General features: G+C 61.7%; 17 protein-coding genes. 7 read left to right on the top strand and 10 right to left on the bottom strand.

The window, feature by feature from the left end:
* Nucleotides 1-15: 15 nt before the first annotated feature.
* The 4 genes from PR017_RS01980 to PR017_RS01965 form a co-directional block, all read right to left on the bottom strand.
* Nucleotides 16-993, bottom strand: coding sequence for a magnesium transporter CorA family protein (locus PR017_RS01980; RefSeq protein ID WP_111217625.1), 978 nt, complete (start codon nt 991-993; stop codon nt 16-18).
* Between the two features lie 411 nt (nt 994-1404).
* On the bottom strand, nt 1405-2577 hold the full coding sequence (locus PR017_RS01975) for an Mrp/NBP35 family ATP-binding protein (protein ID WP_111217909.1): 1173 nt from the start codon (nt 2575-2577) through the stop codon (nt 1405-1407).
* 378 nt (nt 2578-2955) lie between these two features.
* Nucleotides 2956-3690 carry a helix-turn-helix transcriptional regulator gene (locus PR017_RS01970; protein WP_111217623.1) on the bottom strand — a complete coding sequence of 245 codons (735 nt, stop codon included), beginning with the start codon at nt 3688-3690 and terminating at the stop codon, nt 2956-2958.
* A gap of 206 nt (nt 3691-3896) precedes the next feature.
* The gene (locus PR017_RS01965) at nt 3897-4694 is read right to left on the bottom strand and encodes an IclR family transcriptional regulator (protein WP_206423126.1); all 798 of its coding nucleotides are present in this window, start codon (nt 4692-4694) and stop codon (nt 3897-3899) included.
* 110 nt (nt 4695-4804) lie between these two features.
* On the opposite strand from PR017_RS01965, the gene PR017_RS01960 reads away from it, so the two are divergent.
* From PR017_RS01960 to PR017_RS01940, 5 genes are all read left to right on the top strand, one after another.
* Nucleotides 4805-5593 carry an SDR family NAD(P)-dependent oxidoreductase gene (locus tag PR017_RS01960; RefSeq protein WP_111217621.1) on the top strand — a complete coding sequence of 263 codons (789 nt, stop codon included), beginning with the start codon at nt 4805-4807 and terminating at the stop codon, nt 5591-5593.
* Complete coding sequence (locus PR017_RS01955; protein WP_111217619.1) at nt 5593-6522, top strand: 2-dehydro-3-deoxygalactonokinase; 930 nt, start codon at nt 5593-5595, stop codon at nt 6520-6522. Before PR017_RS01960 ends, PR017_RS01955 begins: the two co-directional genes overlap by 1 nt.
* The gene (locus tag PR017_RS01950) at nt 6519-7151 is read left to right on the top strand and encodes a 2-dehydro-3-deoxy-6-phosphogalactonate aldolase (RefSeq protein WP_111217617.1); all 633 of its coding nucleotides are present in this window, start codon (nt 6519-6521) and stop codon (nt 7149-7151) included. Before PR017_RS01955 ends, PR017_RS01950 begins: the two co-directional genes overlap by 4 nt.
* A gap of 6 nt (nt 7152-7157) precedes the next feature.
* On the top strand, nt 7158-8045 hold the full coding sequence (locus PR017_RS01945) for an SMP-30/gluconolactonase/LRE family protein (protein ID WP_111217615.1): 888 nt from the start codon (nt 7158-7160) through the stop codon (nt 8043-8045).
* A 278-nt stretch (nt 8046-8323) separates the two neighbouring features.
* Complete coding sequence (locus PR017_RS01940; RefSeq protein WP_111217613.1) at nt 8324-8881, top strand: PRC-barrel domain-containing protein; 558 nt, start codon at nt 8324-8326, stop codon at nt 8879-8881.
* Nucleotides 8882-8951: 70 nt separating this feature from the next.
* Here PR017_RS01940 and PR017_RS01935 read toward each other — a convergent pair whose 3' ends face one another.
* The 3 genes from PR017_RS01935 to PR017_RS01925 form a co-directional block, all read right to left on the bottom strand.
* Entirely contained in the window at nt 8952-10997 is a 2046-nt protein-coding gene (locus tag PR017_RS01935; RefSeq protein WP_111217905.1) for an NADH:flavin oxidoreductase, read from the bottom strand.
* A gap of 131 nt (nt 10998-11128) precedes the next feature.
* On the bottom strand, nt 11129-12484 hold the full coding sequence (locus PR017_RS01930; RefSeq protein WP_111217611.1) for a putative bifunctional diguanylate cyclase/phosphodiesterase: 1356 nt from the start codon (nt 12482-12484) through the stop codon (nt 11129-11131).
* Nucleotides 12485-12595: 111 nt separating this feature from the next.
* Nucleotides 12596-14332, bottom strand: a complete 1737-nt coding sequence (locus PR017_RS01925; protein ID WP_111217609.1) for a response regulator — start codon at nt 14330-14332, stop codon at nt 12596-12598.
* A 333-nt stretch (nt 14333-14665) separates the two neighbouring features.
* Between PR017_RS01925 and mutL the strand changes: the two genes are divergently transcribed.
* A complete protein-coding gene (mutL, locus tag PR017_RS01920; RefSeq protein WP_111217607.1) occupies nt 14666-16480 on the top strand; it encodes a DNA mismatch repair endonuclease MutL in 1815 nt (604 codons plus the stop codon).
* 60 nt (nt 16481-16540) lie between these two features.
* Nucleotides 16541-16771 carry a DUF2093 domain-containing protein gene (locus tag PR017_RS01915; RefSeq protein ID WP_111217605.1) on the top strand — a complete coding sequence of 77 codons (231 nt, stop codon included), beginning with the start codon at nt 16541-16543 and terminating at the stop codon, nt 16769-16771.
* On the opposite strand, the gene lpxK is transcribed toward PR017_RS01915, so the two are convergent.
* The 3 genes from lpxK to waaA are packed head-to-tail and all read right to left on the bottom strand — an operon-like array spanning nt 16768 to nt 19937.
* Complete coding sequence (lpxK, locus tag PR017_RS01910; protein WP_111217603.1) at nt 16768-17817, bottom strand: tetraacyldisaccharide 4'-kinase; 1050 nt, start codon at nt 17815-17817, stop codon at nt 16768-16770. The two genes, PR017_RS01915 and lpxK, sit on opposite strands and share 4 nt — an antisense overlap.
* Nucleotides 17818-17875: 58 nt before the next feature.
* Nucleotides 17876-18592, bottom strand: a complete 717-nt coding sequence (locus tag PR017_RS01905) for an HAD family hydrolase (RefSeq protein WP_111217902.1) — start codon at nt 18590-18592, stop codon at nt 17876-17878.
* A gap of 25 nt (nt 18593-18617) precedes the next feature.
* On the bottom strand, nt 18618-19937 hold the full coding sequence (waaA, locus tag PR017_RS01900) for a lipid IV(A) 3-deoxy-D-manno-octulosonic acid transferase (protein WP_111217601.1): 1320 nt from the start codon (nt 19935-19937) through the stop codon (nt 18618-18620).
* Nucleotides 19938-19993 lie beyond the last annotated feature (56 nt).

The raw sequence follows: 19993 nt of genomic DNA, 5'->3' as shown, positions 1-19993 counted from the left end.
GGGACCATTAGGCTCTCAGAGCCAGCCTTTCCAACGAAAAAAGAAGAACGGGACGACGGCCGAAACCACCATCAACACGAGGGAGGCAGGATACCCGAACGTCGAGTGCAACTCGGGCATATGTTCGAAATTCATGCCGTAGACAGACGCAACCAGCGTCGGCGGCAGGAACACGACGGAAGCAATCGAGAATATCTTGATGATGGAATTCTGCTCGATATTGATCAACCCGAGCGAGGCATCCAGCAGGAAGGTGATATTTCCGGCAATGAAAGACGCATGTTCCGAAAGAGACTGGACATCCCGCGTAACATTGCGACAGAGATCCTTGGTCTCGCGATCCTGCTGAACGGCCGGGATCGTATGCATGAAGGTAAGAAGCCGCGACAGCGACATCAAGCTATCGCGCGACTTGCTCACCAGCCGGTGGTGGCCGGCGACGTCGCGCAGCTTTTCCTCGAGATAATTCGAAGGACGACGGACTTTCCGCGCCTTGTCGCCGAACACGTGGGTCGACAGCACATCGATCCGCGACACGGCCTGCTCGAGGATCTCGGCGGTACGATCGACGATGGTTTCCATCAGCTTGGCAAGCAAGGCTGCGCCGCTGCGCATGTCTTCCGGGATCCGGTGCAGTGCTGCTATGAACAGCGCAAAGGATTTCGGATTGGCATAGCGGATCGTTACCAGCCTGTTGCCGACGAGGATGAATCCGACGTCGGTCAGGCTCGGCAGCTCGGAATCGGCTTTCCATACCAGGGATGCGGTCAGGAAGACGGCACCGTTCTCGTTGTAGAGGCGGCTCGATGGCTCGATGTCCTTCAGATCGTCACGGGTCGGAACCTGGATGCCGAGCAGCGCCTCGAGCTTGTCTTCTTCCTCGCGGGTCGGGTCGACCAGATCGATCCAGACGATGTAGTCCGAGATGGTGCTGGCGGCAACGATATCGGCGCGCGGCACCGATTTGCAGTTGGAACGGTAGGCAGTGATCAATGGCCTACTCCTGCCATGGACCGGAAACGGCGCGGCAGACAGCCAACATCATGGCGCTGCATGCGCGACGACTGCGATCCGAGGGACGAAATCTCTGAAAATTTCATAAAACTCCGGGACGCGTTCTGCCGATCCTGTCGGGAAGGCGTATCCATGCTCCACTGCGTTGCAGTACCAATTTCGCGGGCGCGCAATTCCCTTGCGTGGCCGCGAACCGAAGTTTCCAACAAGCCGCCCGCTGCCACAAGGCATCTCAGGCGACCATCGCATCGGCGGCGCATATGCAGCATCGCGGACAAAGAATCAAGTCCAACCCCTTTTCCCGTGCGCTTTGACCGCAGAAACCGCGCGACGGCATGGGTAGCACAGGGTGCCGACAAGACAAGGCGGCACCATGTGCGCACGTGCGTTCTACTCGAAGACGATTGCCGGCGCGGCGCGCAGAGGCTGGCCGGTCACCTGCGCCCAAACCTTGGTGGCGATGTCACGGTAGACGCCGGCAATCACCCCGTCCGGCTCGGAGACCACAAGGGGTGTACCGGCATCGGACGTCTCGCGGATGTTGATCGTCAGCGGCACCTCGCCGAGGAACGGCACGCCGATGCGTTCTGCCTCCAGCCGGGCGCCGCCGTGACCGAAGATATCGTAGCGTGCGCCTGTGTCGGGGGCGATGAAATAGCTCATGTTCTCGACGATGCCGAGCACAGGAACTTCGACCTTGCGGAACATGTTGAGGCCCTTGCGGGCATCGATCAGCGCAAGGTCCTGCGGCGTCGAGACGATGACGGCGCCGGCGAGCGGCACCTGCTGGGCCATCGTAAGCTGGGCGTCGCCGGTGCCGGGCGGCATGTCGACGACGAGCACGTCGAGTTCACCCCAGGCGACCTCGCGCAGCATCTGCATCAGGGCAGACTGCACCATAGGGCCGCGCCAGATCATTGCGGTTTCCTCGTCCACCAGGAAGCCCATCGACATGACCTTAAGGCCGTAGTTCTCCATCGGCACGATGATGCGGTTTTCGATCTGCTGCGGACGACCGGAGAGTTTCAGCAGCCTCGGCATGGACGGACCGTAGATATCGGCATCGAGCACGCCGACGCGCAAACCATTGGCGAGGAGCGCCAGCGCCAGATTGACAGCCGTGGTCGACTTGCCGACGCCGCCCTTGCCCGATGCGACAGCAATGATGGCTCCGATGCCGGGTACGCCGATCTTTGCGCCGCGTGACGGAGGTGCTGCGGCCTTTGCCGGCTGCGCGTGGGAATGGCCATGGCTGTGTGGGTTTGCCGGGCCTGGCGTTGGGGGTGTGGGCCTCGGGGGTGCGGATCCGGCCTTCTTGTCAGCAGTCAGCGTCACCAGAGCGCCCTTGGCGCCGGGCATTTCCTTGACTGCGCGTTCCGCCGCAAGGCGCAGCGGCTCCAGCTCGGTCGCCTGGTCAGCCGGAACGGTAATGGAAAAATAGACCTTTGCGTCGGAGATGAAGATGTCCGAGACCATCCCGAGTTCGACAATGTTCTCTACGGTGTCTGGCCCGTGAACGGTCTTCAACGTTTCGAGAACCTGTTCCTTCGTAACGTCGGCCATGCGGCAAAACTCCCTGCTTTTATCAATCCAGTCATAGACCTTCATGCGCATCTGCCAAGAGGCAGTGCCGATTTTACAAGAGTTTCAAGATCTCGAAAATACGAAGGCCGCTGTCTCCAACGGTGCTGGGAGGAGCATCACGTTGTCGACAGCGGCCTGTATCATCCGCGCCCGTTGGCCGGCGCTGTTATGAACAGTCCCCTCTGGACCTGAAAGAAGGAATGCAGAAAGTGTGCCAGTTGGGGATCAAACACAAAAAGTATTGATTTCAAGCGCTGCAGGCCGAAGCACCGGAACAGTGCAAGAAGAATTCATCTGGAGTTACGCCTTATTCTTAGGCGGCCAGTAAATCTCTGCATAATTATTATGCAGATACTTTCACTTGATGATGCCTATGCGCAAGGCCTTCGCCACCGCTTGGGTGCGGTTGACGGTGTCGAGCTTCTTGGTCGTGCGGTTGAGGTAGTGGTTGACCGTGTGCTCGGACAGCCCGAGAATTTCGGCGATCTCGGCACTCGTCTTGCCGGCTGCCGTCCAGGTCAGACAGCCGATCTCGCGGTCGGTCAGCGGATCCGTCAGGCGCGTATCGATATTGCGGATCGTGCCGAGCTGCTCGAAGACATGAATGGCGATGTAGCTGAGATCGCGCATCTCGTGGAGTGTGAACGCTTCACGGTCGCCTGAAAAGGAAACCGCACCGCGAAGGCCGGAGGCATCGTGCGTCGGAAAATATGCGCCGCGCGGAATGCGAAACCGCACCAGCAGCCCGACAATCGTTTTCGTCTTGCCATCTTCGCGCTCCATATCCGGGCTCGATGAGTCGAAACAAAACGGCAAAGTGGAATTGCGCAAGTGCCGCATTACCGTGCTGTTCACCAGGAGACGCTCCTGGTCGTACAGCGTCAGGAGTTCCGGCGGCCAGTTGGTGACGACTGTGTTGCTTTGTAAAGCGAAAGAGGTGGTCGGCGGCAGGTTCAGGACCATGAATGTGCGGCAACGATAGGCGTCGGCGACACGCTTCAAGAATCTGAAGACGTCGAACTGAGTTTTCAAGCCCGCAATTTCAGAAACGAAATCGTGCGAGGCGAGTACCGCCTGATCCATGAGTGCCATTGTACTATCTTCTGTGCGCAAAATCGAAACGACATCACGATTTCCCGAGCCGGCACGTCTGAAACGGGTGCCAGCAAGCGGCGGCTCAACATGGCCAAGATGAGGCAATTACTCAACTACCAAATTCAAGTAAAAGGTTAGCGCCCTGTCTTTGTCCCCAGTCGCGGTTCTATTCCCGGTTGCCGGTGGCCGCTACATACCATCGCCTAGAATTTGGCACGCGGACCGAGGCGAATATCGATATCACCAGCGATCGACATCGCTGCGGCCTGCACCAGAGGTGCCCATTGGCGCAACGCATCTTCGGTGACACGATAGGCCGGCCCCGTAACCGAAATCCCTGACGGCGGCCGCGCGCCTATCGGCGGAACAGCGGCGGCAACACAGCATATGCCAGCCTCATGTTCTTCGCGGTCCAGAGCGTAGCCCCGCATCCGGATATCTCTGATCTCCGCGAGCAGCGTCGCCTCCGTCCGGTGCGTGCGCGGCGTGAAAGCCACGAATTCCATCCGCGCGGCCCGGGAAAGGAGCTCGGCATCGCCCAGCGTCGAGAGCGCTGCCTTGCCGACGCCGGTGCAGTAGGCCGGAGCGGCATTGCCGATATGCGAATACATGCGCACGGACTGGCGGCCTTCGACCTTGTCGAGGTAGATGACCTGCAGATCCTGCAGAATGCCGAAGTGGACGGTTTCGCCTGTCTGGTCGTGGAGCAAAGCGAGATGCGGCTCGGCGATGCGCCTGATATCGTTTCCGGCCCAGCTGCGGGCTGCGAAGGTGAGAAGGCGCAGGCCCGGGCGATATCGCCCATCCCTGTCCACCTCCAGCAGGCCTTCGCGCACCATATGGCCGAGTTGCCGGTGCAGCGTGCCTCTCGGCTGTCCGGAAATCTCGAGGATATCGGTGAAGCGCATCGGCGTGTCCGACAGGGCAATGATGTCCAGCAACGCCATGACCTTGCCCAGCGTGCCGGTATCGGCTGTCGTCGCTCGCTCGCTCCCCGCCATGCTCTTGCCTTTACGAAGGGCGACGAAATGGATGCATCGCCGGTTGACACAGCTGGACGCTAGTCGGATAATTCCGAATAGTCAAATTGAGTTCCGAATAATGGAATTCAATGCGACAGGAGGATATTTTGAAGACACCGTCTGTGCAAATTGCCGATCTCAAGGACAAGGCCGTCCTCATTACCGGCGGAGGCTCCGGCATCGGGGCAGCATTGGTCGAAGGTTTCGCAATACAGGGCGCACGAGTTGCCTTTATCGACATTGCCGAAACGGCGAGTCGGGCACTGGCCGCTCGGATCTCGAACAGCTCGACCCATCCTGTCTCCTACTACCATGCCGACCTGCGCGACGTATCGTCCATCAAGAGCACCTTTGCCGCCATCGAATCCGATTTCGATGCGATCCGGGTGCTGGTCAACAATGCCGGATGGGACGGTCGGCATCAGTTCGATACGGTATCGGAGGCGGATTGGGACGACAGCCAGGCTATCAACCTGAAGCAGATGTTCTTCGTGTCACAGTCCGTCGCGCCGCTGATGCGGGCGGGTGGCGGTGGTGCGATTATCAATTTCTCGTCGATCTCCTTCATGCTCAACATGCCCGACGTACCGGTCTACGCGACTGCCAAAGCCGGCATCATCGGCCTGACCAAAAGCATGGCTGGCCGGCTGGGGCCGGAGGACATCCGGGTCAACGCGATCCTGCCCGGCATGATCGTCACCGAGCGGCAGAAGGAATTGTGGCTGACCGACGAAAGCATCGCACAAATGGTCGACCGCCAGTGCCTTAAACATGTTCTCACGGCAGAGGACCTCGTCGGTCCCTGCCTTTTCCTTGCATCGGACCTAGCCGCCGGCATCACGGCGCAGTCCATTATCGTTGACGGAGGCGTTTTCTGATGGAAAGACCAGCCTATGTGGCTGTCGATTGGGGCACCAGCAGCTTTCGCCTGTGGGTGATCGGGACGGATGGCAGCATTCTCGGCGAGCGACGCAGTGGCGAAGGCATGACGACGGCGGCAAGCCTCGGCTTTGCCGGCGTCCTGCAGGCGCATCTCGATAGCCTCTCGGTTCCAACCGACGTGCCCGTGATCATCTGCGGCATGGCCGGCGCCCGTCAGGGCTGGGTCGAGGCAGGCTATATCGATACGCCGACCTCGCTTTCGGCGATCCTCACAGGCGCCGTGTCCGTGCCCGGACAGGACCGCGACATCCGCATTCTTCCGGGCCTCGCCCAGCGCTCGCGGGATGCGCCCGACGTCATTCGCGGCGAAGAGACGCAATTGCTGGGAGCCCTCTCCGGCGAAAGTCGCGGCGAGCAAATTGTCTGCATGCCCGGTACCCATTCGAAATGGGTCCGCGTGATCGATGGTACGGTTTCCGGCTTCTCGACCTTCATGACCGGCGAACTGTTCGACGTCATCAGCAAGCACAGCATTCTGGCGCAGGCTATAGCCGGTGCCGGTGAACCCGATACCGCAGCGTTCGAGGCTGCGGTGGGCGCGATTTTCAGGCAGCCGACGATGGCGACAAGCCTTCTGTTCGGCGCCCGCTCCGGGCAGCTGCTGCACGGACTTTCGCCTGCCGGCGCCAAGGCCTGGATTTCCGGAACGCTGATCGGCGCCGAGATCGCCGGCGCCCTGTCCTCGGCCGGCGACGGTGCGACAATCACATTGGTCGCCTCGGGCGGCCTGCAATCGCTCTATGAAACTGCTTTCAAATCCTTATCTATATCCTATCAGACAATCGACGCCGATGCCGCCGTCCGCCGCGGGCTTTCCGCTGCCGCCAAGGCAATCTGGCCAAACGATGAGAGAACAGCCGTATGACCCGTATCCCCTTCCCGCCGATGAAACGTCCGCTGATCGCCATCCTGCGCGGCATCAAGCCGGAGGAGACGCAAGCCATCGTCGGCGCGCTGATCGAAGCCGGCATGACGGCCATCGAAATTCCGCTGAATTCGCCGGGCGCGTTTCGCTCCATCGAAATGGCCGCCAAGATGGCACCGGCCGATTGCCTCATCGGCGCCGGCACCGTGCTGGATGTCGAGAACGTCGACAGGCTCGATGCTGTCGGCGGCAAGCTGCTGGTGACGCCAAATGTCGAACCTGCCGTCATCAGCCGTGGTCGCGACCTCGGCATGGTGACCATGCCCGGCTGCTTCACCGCAACGGAAGCCCTGTCGGCTGCCCGCGCCGGTGCTACCGGCCTCAAATTCTTCCCGGCCGGCGTGCTCGGCGCTTCCGGCATCACCGGCATCCGCGCCATCCTGCCACCGGAACTGACGATTGCTGCCGTCGGTGGCGTGTCCGACCAGAATTTTGCGGACTACACAAAGGTTGGCATCCTTGCCTTCGGTCTCGGCACCAGCCTCTACAAGCCCGGAATGACCGCCGCCGATGTTGCCGAGCGGGCGCGCGTTACCATCTCAGCCTATGATGCAGCAGTGGGAGCGTGACGGCACATGACGGACATTCACGAATTCCAGGGCAACATCCTCTGCGACACCGCATCGGTGCTTGGCGAAGGCCCGACCTACGATCCGGCGACCGATACGGTGTGGTGGTTCAACATTCTCGGAAAAGAGCTGCATGAGTTGCAGCTCGCCAGCAACCGTAAGACAGTCCACGAGCTGCCGATGATGGCAAGCGTGCTGGCGCGTATCGACGCTGACAGGCAATTGCTGGCAACGGAGCAGGGTCTGTTCATCCGCGACATCGCCACCGGCGCCCTCACATTCTACCTGCCGCTCGAAGCGGACAAGCCGGAAAACCGCTCCAACGACGGCCGGACGCATATCTCGGGAGCGCTTTGGATCGGCACCATGGGCAAGCGGGCGGAAATGCAGGCAGGCGCCATCTATCACGTTGCTGCAGGCAAGGTAACGAAGATCTTCGATGGCATCAGCATCCCGAATTCCATCTGTTTTTCACCGGACGGATCGTTCGGCTATTATACCGACACGAGGATCAGCCGGCTGATGCGTGTCCTCGTCGACCCCGCGACCGGCCTGCCCATCGGCGAGCCGACGGTGCTGGTCGATAGCTCAGAGGATATCGGCGGAATCGACGGTTCGGTCTGCGATGCCGACGGCTACATCTGGAACTCTCGTTGGGGATCGGGCTTTGTCGATCGCTACAGCCCGGATGGCCTGCGCATCGAGCGCCATCGCGTGCCTGCCATGCAGCCCTCCTGCCCGGCCTTCGTTGGCTCCAACGCGGACCGCCTCGTGGTGACGACCGCCTGGGAAGGGCTCGATGACGAGGCTCGGGCGACACAACCGCAGGCTGGTGCCCTCATGGAGCTTGGGATCACGGTCAAGGGCGTGTTCGACCCGGCTTACATTCTCTAATATATCGCGATTAATTTGCGGGAATTTGAAAGGCGCCGGCGACTCTCCGGCGCCCTTTGCACGCGGTGAGAAAGCCCTGCAGCCATACGTTTTGCGTCAGCTAGCGCCACTCCGGCCTTTCTTGCAGATCACCCCAAAAGACCAATTTCATCCGTTTTTTCGAGGAACAAAGCATAGATTCGTCCATTTCCTATACGAACCGGCATGATGATGGTGAGCCTGAGACAGGCGCCGCCCATGTCGGGGGTCAACCGATCCACTCGAAAGGAAGATTGACGATGAACACCAAGTTTATGACTACTGTCGCTACCGGCGCTATCTTTGCAGCTGCCTCCGTCTTTGCTCCAGTCGCCTTCGCGCAGACTGCAACGACGCCCTCGACAACTACGACACCGATGGCAACGGCACCTTCGACAGACGCGCCGGCCGCAACCACAACGGGTTCTTACATCACGCAGCAGTCGCCCGATCAGGTCAGTGCCAATACCTATATCGGCCAGTCCGTCTACAATGGCGGCAATGAAAGCATCGGCAAGGTGAGCGACCTCATCATGCAGAAGAATGGCGGCATCGTTGCGGCCGTGGTCGGCGTCGGCGGGTTCCTGGGTATCGGCGCCAAGAACGTTGCGGTTCCGATCAGCAACATTTCGATCGCACAGAACACCGACGGCACCGTCAAGCTGACGACATCCGAGTCGGCCGACACACTGAAGTCAGCTCCGGAATTCAAGACACTGGCGATGCAGTCCTCTGAATCGTCGTCTTCGACGCCTGCAACCACGGCTCCGGCCGGCGGTACGACTGCTCCGGCTGACGGCTCCACGACCACCAAGTAACTCGACAGCGGTATGATTGACACAAATTTTCGACGGCGGCGTGAAAACGCCGCCGTTTTGCTGTGCGAGATCAGAGCAGCGAACAATATCGTAGAGCGTCGTAGATTGCGGCGTGGACGTTGCGGCTGGAGACAGCGTCGCCGATGCGGATCAGATCGAAGCTGCCCTCGGGATTGCTCGTCCGCAAGGGCTGCAAGCGTGCGACCAGCGAACCATAATCCACGGCTCCGAGGTTTCGCGACAGGGGCTTGAGTTCTTCGTAAAGCTCGGCATTGGCCATGGTTCCGTGTTCGACCACCACCTGCGACACGCGGCGCTCCATCCTGGTCTTCTCCGAGTAATCCGACCCCAGCACGGCCACCAGCCCATTGCCCTCGCGCCTTACCGATTTGAGGCGTGTGTTGATCGTTACCCGGACGTTCTTCTCCGCGAATATCCTGGCGTAGGGAACGTGGTTCATGCCGCCCATCTCCGGCGCAAAGAACCGCTCCGGCGAGACCAGCTCCAGGTCTGCGCCGGCGATGGCGATAACTTCTGCAGCCGACATGCCGGGATGGCCGCCATTGTCGTCGAACAACAGCACGCTCCCCTCAGGCTTGACAGCACCAGCGAGAATATCCCAGCTCGAGGTTACCAGTTCATCACCCGCTTCGAGCTCCGGCGACTGGGCGATGCCACCGGTCGCGACCACGACGAGGTCCGGAGCGAACGGGAGCACCTCTTCTGCCGAGGCATAGGTGTCGTAGTGGATCATGACGCCGAGACGCTCCAGCTCCTGCAGCCTCCAGTCGACGATGCCGATCATTTCCTTGCGTCTGGAATTGCGGACAAGGAGATTGATCTGCCCACCCGCCTGCCCGCTCGCCTCGAGGAGGTCGACATGATGCCCGCGTTCGGCAAGAACGCGCGCCGCCTCGAGGCCGGCCGGTCCGGCGCCGATGACGATGGCCTTGCGGGCAATTTCGGCTTTCAGGATGTCGTGGCCGATCTCCGCCTCGCGGCTGGTGGCGGCGTTATGGATGCACAGCGCCTCGCCGCCTTCGTAGATGCGGTCGAGACAGTAGGTGGCGCCGACGCAGGGCCGGATGCGGGCCTCCTCGCCTGCCATGATCCTGTTGACGATATGCGGATCGGCTATGTGGGCCCGCGTCATTCCGACCATATCGAGCTTGCCCTCGGCGATCGCATAGCGGGCCGTGGCGACATCGGCGATGCGGGCAGCGTGGAAAACCGGAAACTTGGTAGCCGACCGGATATCGCCGGCGAAATCGAGGTGCGGCGAAGCGCGCATGCCCTGGATCGGGATAACTTCGTTCAGGGCAGCATCGCTGTCGATATGGCCCCGGATGATATTCAGGAAATCGATCTGCCCTGAGGCGGCAAGCGTCTTGGCGATGGCCACGCCCTCCTCTCGGGACAATCCCTTCTCCCAGTCTTCGTCGGCCACCAGCCGGATGCCGACGATGAAGTCAGGCCCGACGGCCTTTCGAACCGCTTCCGTGACCATGCTGGAAAAACGCATGCGGTTTTCAAGCGATCCGCCGAACGCATCATCGCGATGGTTGGTGGCCGGTGACCAGAAGCCGTCCATGAGATGACCATAGGCCTCGAGCTCGATACCATCGAGACCGGAGGCCTGCATCCGCACCGCCGCAGCCGCATAGTCGGCGACGATGCGCTCGATATCCCAGATTTCGGCTTCCTTCGGGAAGGCGCGATGGGCGGGCTCGCGGATCGCCGACGGCGCCAGCACCGGCAGCCAGGCGCCCTTGTTCCAGCCGGTACGCCGGCCGAGATGGGTCAGCTGGATCATGACAGCCGCCCCGAACTCATGACAGTCGTCGGTGAGCGCCTTCAGCCACGGAACGATTTCGTCCTTGTAGGCGTGCAGGTTGCCGAATGCCGGCGGCGAGTCGGGCGATACCACGGCAGAGCCCGCGGTCATCGTCAGCGCGATGCCGCCCTTGGCTTTTTCGCGGTGGTACAGGCGATAGCGATCGGTGGGCATTCCACCTTCGGAATAGGCCGGCTCATGGGCGGTCGACATGATGCGGTTTTTGAGCGTCAGATGCTTCAGCTGATAGCGTTGCAGCAGGGGGTCAGTCGGTTCGGCCATGATATGTGTTCTCTGCATGCCAAGGGTTCGTCATGACAGACATCATTGCCGAGCTGGATGCAGAATGCGAGGCCTATCGGCGGCGCGCGGTGGTCGCGCAGCGGCGCGATCGAAACAGACACCCTGGAGTGTCAGGCATTGGTATGATCGCTCAGGGCGTAATAGCGTTCGTGCAGATAACGCAGCGTAGAGGCGCCATCGACAGGCCTGCCGTAGAAATAGCCTTGCCCCATTCCGCATCCGAGCGATCGCAGCTTTTCAGCTTCATCGCTGTCCTCGATGCCTTCGGCCACCACCTCGAGGTCCAGCCCTTCGCACATAGCGAGAATGGCCTTGATGATATGTTCGGAGGCTCGGTCGCTGTTGATGCGCGAGACGAAGGCGCGATCGATCTTGACCTTGTCGAAAATGAACTCGCGCAACCGGCCGAGGCTCGATTGGCCCGTGCCGAAATCGTCGAGCGAGATGCGGACGCCGGCGGCGCGCAGGTCGGTGATGATCTGGTGGGCGGTCTCGGCCGATGTCATGACTGCGGTCTCGGTGATTTCCAGCTCGAGCCGGCGTGGGTCGAAGCCGACGCGCGCAAGAATTGCCAACACGCTGCTGGAGGTTCCCGGATCCATCAGCTGCGCGGACGACAGGTTGAACGATAGGAACAATTCGCGCGGCCAGGCGAGTGCTGCCTCCGCAGCCTTGCGCAGCAAGGTCTCGGAGAGAGCATCGATAAAGCCGCGCTCCTCGGCCAGCGGCACAAAGACGGCCGGAGAAACGAAGCCGAGATCTGGATCGCTCCAGCGGGCGAGCGCTTCGAAGCCGACCACGGTGTCGTTGGCGAGCGAAACGATCGGCTGGAAGTGAACATCGATGGCGTCGGAGATGATGGCGTTTCGCAGGGCCTGCTCCAGCTGCGTCGCCCGCTTCATCTCTTCAGCGATTTCATTGGAATAGACCGTGATCTGGCCGCGACCCCGACGCTTCGACCGGTAAAGGGCGGTCTCTGCGCTTTTCAGCAGGGCGTCGAAGTTGTCGCCGGCAAAGGGGTGTATGGCAAGACCGAAGGACGCCGAGAGCCGAACGTTGCGGTCGCCGAGGTCGTAGGGCGCCGAAAGCACCTCTCGGATCATCTGGCCGAATTTCTCGCCGCCGACCCTCTCGAACACGAGCGGCAGGACGAAGGCAAATTCGTCGCCATCGTGACGGGTCACGGTTGCGCCATCAGGAATGCATGCCTTGAGACGGTGGGCGACCTGGCAAAGGATTTCGTCGCCGGCCTCCGCACCGAACAGGTCATTTATGGGCTTGAAGGCATCAAGGTTGGCTATGGCGATGGTAAAGGGCGCGGGATCGCTGGCACGCTCTTCCGCGAGCAGCCGTACGCGGTCGCGCATGCGATACCGATTGCCCAACCCGGTCAACGGATCGGTATATGCCATGGCCTGCAGCTCAGTCTGGCTAACGGGCAAGGGCGGCAAATCCGGTGATTTCATCTGCAATTCCGACACGTCTCCCACCCATGAGGCAGAATGCCGGCTAAGTCTTAAAAAATGGATAGCGCCGCCCTGGCGAGACCGGGCGGGAGAGGCTGCGCGCGCTTGTCGCTAGGCCGTTTCGCGGGCCTGTGCGTTGCCGAGATGCTTGAGGAACACCAGTTGCAGCATGTCGGGGCTCACGGGTTTCAGGATGACGTCGTCCATGCCGGATGCAAAGCACGCATCGCGATCCTGGTCGAGCGCCTGGGTCAGGACGCCGACGATCGGCGTTCGACTGGCCGAACCTGCTTCGACCTGCCGGATCAGCCTGGTTGCCTCGAACCCATTGAGGCCGGGCAGCGTGATGTCCATGAGCATCAGCTGGGGACGGTATTCGGTCCACATCCTCACCGCCTCATCGCCGGTGGAAGCGATCTTGTAGCTATAGCCGAGGCCTTCGAGGATCTGCGAAAAGACGATCTTGTTGATGGCATTGTCTTCAGCGACCAGGATCTCGCAGCTGTTGTCTTCCGTGCTGATCGAGATCGGCCAGATCTTTTCATCGGGATGTTTCGGCGCGAGCCTCTTGCCGCGCATGTTGCGGTTGAAATACCGGGCAATCCGGAAGGTCAATTCGTTGGCGAGTTGCGCGCCGTCGAGGCAGAGGGCCGGGATATTCTGGCGTTCGGCCAGCTCCATGCCGCGCACGCCGATCTGGTTGTCGATGACGACCAGATCGATGCGAACACCGAGCGAGCTTGCAAAATCGAGAAACGCCGCTTCTTCACCTTCGCTGCGCACCACGCAAGCCTCGAACCCGTATTTGGCAAGCATCTTGAGGGCTGTCGATTCAGCCGCGATATCGTTCGTCACGAGGAGTATCTTCTGGCCGTTGAACGTTTCAGGGGTGAACGTTTCCATGGCGGGCAGTCTGTGCAGGGCTGCCTGCAGGGTCTCGACCGGGACATAGGCCCGCCGATAGCTGCGGTCGCCGGATTCGGTAATGGCGGACGCAAGGCCGAACTCATCGAAATCGGCGCCGTCGGTCGGCAGGTCCTGCATCGTTGCGACGAGAAAATAGCGGCCGGGCTTGCCGATCCGGAGCTTGCGCGTGACGATGTCGCGCTCCATGCCACTACGATCGATCTGCCGCTGGCGGGAAATCGAAAGGTCGCCACTATCGATCACGTGCCGGTCGCTTTCACCAAAACGCGCGGCTACGTCGGTGGAGAATAGATCGCTGCTCTTGCGACCCAGTATTTCATCTGCCGACCTCTGGTATTTGTCGCAGAGCGCCTTGTTGACGGCGACGTAGGTCAGGTCCCTGTCCTTGACGAACAGCGGAAAGGGCAGGTTGTCGAGGATATCCTCCGTGAGTTGAACGCGCTCGAGATCCGCCCGCCATTGCTCCTCGCGTTTGCGGGCCTCGGAAATATCGGTGATGATGCAGACACCGTAACCGCTGGAGAGCCGGCGCTTGGTGAAGCGCACCCAGCGGTCGGCGCCATGGCGCTCAGTGAATTCGTACCGTTCGCGCCAGTGGGTAGCGATCGTCTGCGACAGCCAGTCCTCGCGGCTGCTCGGAACGGGTCGCTTGCCGGCAACGTCGCGCTGGCGGATACCGGTGTCGAAGACGGCACCGAGGAAATCGCGCAGGCGGGTCTGCGGCCGCAACAGGTGCTCGGAAATCGGATAGAAATTCAGGACCTGACGGCTGGCAAAGAGCAGCGTATCGTTTTTATCGTAGACGAAGAATGCGGACTGCAGCCCCTCGCAAATCGCATCGAAAAGCGCCGTCTGCAGCGTGCCATCGGCAGGCGCATCGTCACTGACGGAGAGCACTGCCTTCTCAAACTCGGCAGTCATTCGTCCGATTCCCCTATGGCATCGATCACTGAGAGGCCCTCAGGCGGGCACGGTCTGGCCGGCACCGAATTGCGGTAAGCATGCTGGCAAGCTGTTTGAAACAGACGAATGCCGGCCAGTATATGTGACGGTTTCCAGCTGGCCATCACGTGCCGCGATCAGGTGCGATGCACCGCCTGCAATCATTTCAAACAATAGCGGAAATCTGCCTTTTTAGTATTAAGGTCCGATTAATGGCGCAGCGAACATGTTGCGTCGCGGAATAAGGTGGACGGCGCCCTGAGCGGACAGTTTGTCCTTTCCACGGGGATACGAATCCGGGAAAATGCCGCTATGAACATCAAGCAGCTTTCCGAAACCCTGGTCAACCAGATCGCCGCCGGCGAAGTCATCGAGCGGCCGTCGAGTGCGGTCAAGGAACTCATCGAAAACGCACTGGATGCAGGCGCAACACGTATCGAGATCGCCACTGCCGGTGGCGGCAAGGCACTGCTGCGGGTCAGCGACAACGGCAGCGGCATGGATCGCGACGATCTCGAACTTGCCGTGCGCCGACACTGCACCTCGAAGATATCGGATACGCTCGACAACATCCGCACCCTCGGCTTTCGCGGCGAGGCATTGCCCTCGATCGGCTCGGTGGCGCGCTTGTCGATTTCGAGCCGCAGGGCGGATGGCGCGGACGGCGCGGAAATCGCCGTCGCCGGCGGCAGGCTGCTGCACCTGCGGCCGGCAGCCGCCAATCCCGGTACCATTGTCGAGGTCCGCGACCTCTTCTTCGCAACGCCGGCGCGGCTGAAATTCCTGAAGACGGAACGTGCCGAGGCAGCGGCCATCACCGAAGTCGTGAAGCGGATGGCCATCGCTTTTCCGCATGTGCGCTTCGTGCTCTCGGGCTCCGACCGCTCGACGCTGGAGTTTGCCGCAACCGGCGACGACAGGCTGGCGCGCATGGCGCAGGTGCTGGGCGAGGACTTCAAGCACAATGCCATTGCGCTGGATGCCGAGCGCGAGGATGTCGGGCTGAAGGGCTATGCGGGTGTGCCGACCTTCAATCGCGGCAACGCGGCGCATCAATACGCCTTCGTCAACGGCCGGCCGGTGCAGGACAAGCAAATCCTCTCGGCGATCCGGGGCGCCTATGCCGAGACAATACCGTCCGGGCGCTACCCGGTCGCGGTGCTGTCGATCAGCATCGATCCGGCGCTGGTCGACGTCAATGTCCACCCTGCGAAGTCCGACGTGCGGTTCCGCGATCCCGGCCTCGTGCGCGGACTGATCGTCGGGGCCATCCGCGAGGCGTTGTCGCGCGATGGCGACCGGGCGGCAACCACCGGCGCCGACGGCATGTTGCGCTCTTTCCGGGGCGGTGCCCAGGCGGCATGGCGGCCATCCCCGCCTGCGGCACCGTGGTCACCACAGACTTCGCCATCGCGCCCATACGATGCAACGTCCGTGGTGAGCGGCTTTGGCGAACCGGCGCAGGCAACATTCGAGGATCTATCGGTCCCGGCGGCGCGGGTGGACAGAGGCCATGCCGACGTCCAGCCGGATACACCGCAGCCACAGCACCGCCTCGGCGCGGCGCGGGCGCAGATCCATGCGAACTACATCGTCGCCCAGACGGAAGATGGGCTGGTCATCGTCGACCAGCACGCGGCCCATGAACGGCTGGTATTCGAGGAAATGCGCAAGGCGCTGCATTCCAGGCGGATGCCGTCTCAAGTCCTGCTGATCCCCGAAATCATCGACCTGCCGGAAGAGGATTGCGACCGGCTGATGGTGCACGCCGAAAGCCTCGGCAATCTGGGACTTGCCATCGAACGCTTCGGACCGGGAGCAATCGCAGTGCGCGAAACGCCGGCGATGCTCGGCGAGGTCGATGCGCAGGGAATGATCCGCCAGCTCGCCGACGAGATTGCCGAATGGGATACGTCGTCGCTGCTGGGCGCAAAGCTGGAATATGTCGCCGCCACCATGGCCTGTCATGGCTCGGTGCGTTCCGGACGGCAACTGCGCCCGGAGGAGATGAACGCGCTGTTGCGGCAGATGGAAGCAACGCCTGGATCCGGCCAATGCAACCACGGGCGACCGACCTATATCGAGCTCAAGCTCAGCGATATCGAGCGGCTGTTCGGCCGCAGCTGAAAAAGCTGGAAATATGCCCGCCGCCGCGCTAAGGCAGGCGATGGCAGGAGAATGACGGAAATGAACCTTTTAGAGGGAAGCGGAAACCGCGAAGCGAAGGTGCGCTATCTCGACGGCGACTTCCAGCTGCTGGCGCCCGGCTCCCATGTGATCTGCGCCATGACCGGCCAGCGCATTCCGCTCGACGAGCTCCGCTACTGGAGCGTCGCGCGCCAGGAACCCTATGCCGACGCCGTCTCCTCGTTTGAAGCCGACAAGCGCGCCGGTGTCCTGCCTAACCAGCGTCGCTAGCCCTTAGGTCCCGGCGTGCCTTCCGCGAGCCTCCGGCTACGGCAGGCTGCGAAGGCGTTGTCGATGATGAGATTGGCAGCGCGGTGGTCCGAAAAGGTCATCTCGACCTCGATGACAAGGCTCTCGGCAATCAGTTTTTCCGCAGCGCCGGATCTGCCAAGCAAACGCACATAATCCTTCGATGTCGTGACGATCTTTAGGTCGTGGCGTCTTGCCGTGTCGAGAAGATCGGCAATTGCCGCATCGCTGAGGTGCTGGTGGTCGCCGAAGGGCCGATGCACGACGATTGTTGCACCGGTGGATTCGACGGTGCGGAAGAATTTCTGTGGGTCGGCGATACCGGCGAAGGCCAGTACGCTCTGGCCGGCCAGACCCTCCCGTCCGCGCACCTTCAGGACAGCGGTGAAAAACGGCTTGCCGGCGCGGGCTGCCATCCGCACCACCGCATCGGCGGCCTTGCCGCTGCCAACCTTGAGCAGTCCGGACGTGTGCCGGAGCTGTTCGCCAAGGGGCGCGCGCAACGGTCCTCCGGGTACGATATGTCCATTGCCGATGCCGCTGTTGGCGTCGATCACCAGCAGCGCATAGTCGATGGCGAGTTGGGCACTCTGGAAACCGTCATCCATGATGATGAGATCGGCGCCCTCTTCGACCAGGCGACGGGCCCCTTCGATGCGTCGCCGTGAAATCACCGTCAGGGCTTCGCGCGCAAGGAGCAGCGGCTCATCGCCGACTACGGCCGCGGTATGCTTATCCGGTTCGACGACGGTGATGCCGCGCGCCGAGCCGCCATAGCCACGGCTGAGAAAACCGGGTTTCAGCCCCTTTTCCTTTGCCTGACGTGCCAGACTGAGCGCAGTCGGCGTCTTGCCGGCGCCCCCGACCGTGAAATTGCCGACGCAGATGACTGGAACAGGAACGGAAGCTCGTCGGCCATTGGCCATGCGCTTGCAGGCGATGCGGCCATACAGGTAGGACACGGGCCAGAGCAGGCGCGCGCGCCAATCGGGCTTCGTCCACCAGAATGGCGGTGCTTCCGATACCATGTGATCCCCTGTTCGATTATCGGCAAAGAGACGGCAGTTTGCCCTGGAATGCAAGCGGTTACCGCGAGATCAGGACGTCGGGCAGAAGTGGCTCAAGCCCGGTGATGTCATCGAGGCAATAGTCTGCGGCGGCGGCAAGGCTTTCCGGCGAACCGGTGCCGGTCAGGACGCCGATGGTGAGCCCGACGCTGGCGTTACGCCCCATGTGGAGATCGTGGTTGTTGTCGCCAACCATGGCCACCTCGCCCGGAGACAGGCCTGTGGCCTCGCAGAAGCCAAGCACCATGCCGGGCTCGGGCTTGACGCCGAACCCGCTGTCATAGCCGGCAATGAAATCAAGGCAGTCGAGAAACCCGAAATGCCGGGCAGTTTCGCGGATGGAAGTCTGGTTGTCGCTGGAGGCGACGCCAAGACGGTATCCCCTTGCCTTCAGGCGGCCGAAAAAGGCTCCGAGATCCGTGACCGGAACGGCAAACTGCGCGGCGCCTGAAAACAGGTCGTCCAGTTGGAGCGTGAGATCATCGATGTCGAGGGTCGAGCCCGCAGCGACCAGTCCTTCGGCAATCTGGCGGGTGTTGCCGGCTGCGAGCAGGCTGTCCGGAACGACGTGGCCGGACACCGGGTCCATGCCGCAGGCAAGCAGCAACCGGTCCGCCAGCGCCGCCTCGCCTCCGGCGGCGATCTGTGCCAGTTGCCGGTTCACCGGCAGCCAGCTCTTGTTGTAATCGAGCAGCGTGCCGTCCTTGTCGAAAAGGATGCCCCGGATGGCGGCCAGTCGTTCGTCAGTCACCAAGAAGTCCTCAAGCCTGCGCGGCCTTCGGCAACAGCCGGGCTTTCAGCGTCAGTGGATTGATGTAGGGTTCCAGCCCCTTGATCGTCGCCGTCAGGGCGCCGCGCATCTCGTGCACCGCCGTAAATCCGGCCTCGATCATGGTGGCGCGGGCAGTGTCGTTGGTCAAAAGGTAATGGACGCCCTTGGCCAGCATTTCTGTGTCGCGGACCATGCGGGCGCTGCCGCTGCGCGCAAGCCTCTGGTAGGACTCGCGAAAATTCTGCACGTGGCCGCCCGTCAGGATCGCACAGCCCATCATTGCCGGTTCGATCGGGTTCTGGCCACCCTTGTTCTCGAACAACGAGCGGCCGACGAATGCCACCTCGGTCATGCGGAGATAAAGGCCCATTTCGCCAATGGTGTCGCCGAGGAACACGTCGACATCGGCGGTCAGCGGATCGTTGCGGGTCCGGCGGGCTACCTTCAGCCCCTGTGCCAGCAGCATCTTCTCGATATCGTCGCAGCGTTCGGGATGACGGGGGACGAGGATCGTCACCAGATCGTCGCGCGCCTTGAGGGTGCGGTGGACGACAGCTGCCGCATTCTCCTCGCCCTCAAAGGTCGAAACGGCGGCCCAGGTCTTGCGGGTGCCGAGTTGCCGCATGTAATCGGCCAGCACCGCCGCATCATAGGGCGGCGCGTCGGTATCCACCTTGAGGTTGCCGGAGGTGCTCACCTGCAGCGCACCAAGGTCGCGAAAACGCTCCGCATCGACATCCGATTGCGCCAGAACCAGCGCCATATTTTCCAGCAGTGCTGCAGCCAGCGACGGATGGCGCTGCCAGCGGCTGAAGGACCTGTCGGACATGCGGGCATTCACGAGGATCTGCGGGATACGCCGGGCCACGAGTTCGCCGATCGTCGTCGGCCAGATCTCGGATTCGGCGATGATGCTGCAATCCGGCTGCCAGTAGTCGAGAAAGCGGGCAACGGCAGGCTTGAGGTCGAGCGGGACATACTGGTGGATGACGTCATCGCCGAGACGCTCGCGGGTCACCTGCGCCGACGTCATTGTGCCTGTCGTCAACAGCACGTGAATGTTTCGCTGGCGGATTTCGCGGATCAGCGGCACGACAGCCGAGGTCTCGCCGACGCTTGCGGCATGAAACCAGATCAGAGGACCCTGCGGGCGGTTGGCGCTGGCATAGCCGAAGCGCTCGCCACGCCTTGCCTTGTCTTCCTTGCCGTTGGTCGCACGCAGCGCAAGGTAGGGCGTCATCAGTGGCGAGATCGCGACGCCACCGAGACGATAGGCTTTCAGCGCCATACGCGCCCTAAAGCTGCTCATCGCAGAAGCCTCCGATCCGTGGTGATCGTCATCAATGCCAAAACCCAAACTGTTGC

Origin of the sequence: Rhizobium tumorigenes, assembly GCF_003240565.2 — a bacterium.
In the GTDB taxonomy this organism is placed as follows: domain Bacteria; phylum Pseudomonadota; class Alphaproteobacteria; order Rhizobiales; family Rhizobiaceae; genus Rhizobium; species Rhizobium tumorigenes.
Note: the sequence above shows the minus strand (reverse complement) of the source record. Positions and strands in the feature narration are given on the sequence as shown.

What these genes read in the sequence shown, in the direction of transcription:
- PR017_RS01975 (WP_111217909.1), bottom strand. Translation starts at nt 2,577, where the DNA reads ATGGCCGACGTTACGAAGGAACAGGTTCTCGAAACGTTGAAGACCGTT.
- PR017_RS01970 (WP_111217623.1), bottom strand. Translation starts at nt 3,690, where the DNA reads ATGGCACTCATGGATCAGGCGGTACTCGCCTCGCACGATTTCGTTTCT.
- PR017_RS01965 (WP_206423126.1), bottom strand. Translation starts at nt 4,694, where the DNA reads ATGGCGGGGAGCGAGCGAGCGACGACAGCCGATACCGGCACGCTGGGC.
- PR017_RS01960 (WP_111217621.1), top strand. Translation starts at nt 4,805, where the DNA reads ATGCGACAGGAGGATATTTTGAAGACACCGTCTGTGCAAATTGCCGAT.
- PR017_RS01955 (WP_111217619.1), top strand. Translation starts at nt 5,593, where the DNA reads ATGGAAAGACCAGCCTATGTGGCTGTCGATTGGGGCACCAGCAGCTTT.
- PR017_RS01950 (WP_111217617.1), top strand. Translation starts at nt 6,519, where the DNA reads ATGACCCGTATCCCCTTCCCGCCGATGAAACGTCCGCTGATCGCCATC.
- PR017_RS01945 (WP_111217615.1), top strand. Translation starts at nt 7,158, where the DNA reads ATGACGGACATTCACGAATTCCAGGGCAACATCCTCTGCGACACCGCA.
- PR017_RS01940 (WP_111217613.1), top strand. Translation starts at nt 8,324, where the DNA reads ATGAACACCAAGTTTATGACTACTGTCGCTACCGGCGCTATCTTTGCA.
- PR017_RS01935 (WP_111217905.1), bottom strand. Translation starts at nt 10,997, where the DNA reads ATGGCCGAACCGACTGACCCCCTGCTGCAACGCTATCAGCTGAAGCAT.
- PR017_RS01930 (WP_111217611.1), bottom strand. Translation starts at nt 12,484, where the DNA reads ATGAAATCACCGGATTTGCCGCCCTTGCCCGTTAGCCAGACTGAGCTG.
- PR017_RS01925 (WP_111217609.1), bottom strand. Translation starts at nt 14,332, where the DNA reads ATGACTGCCGAGTTTGAGAAGGCAGTGCTCTCCGTCAGTGACGATGCG.
- mutL (WP_111217607.1), top strand. Translation starts at nt 14,666, where the DNA reads ATGAACATCAAGCAGCTTTCCGAAACCCTGGTCAACCAGATCGCCGCC.
- PR017_RS01915 (WP_111217605.1), top strand. Translation starts at nt 16,541, where the DNA reads ATGAACCTTTTAGAGGGAAGCGGAAACCGCGAAGCGAAGGTGCGCTAT.
- lpxK (WP_111217603.1), bottom strand. Translation starts at nt 17,817, where the DNA reads ATGGTATCGGAAGCACCGCCATTCTGGTGGACGAAGCCCGATTGGCGC.
- waaA (WP_111217601.1), bottom strand. Translation starts at nt 19,937, where the DNA reads ATGAGCAGCTTTAGGGCGCGTATGGCGCTGAAAGCCTATCGTCTCGGT.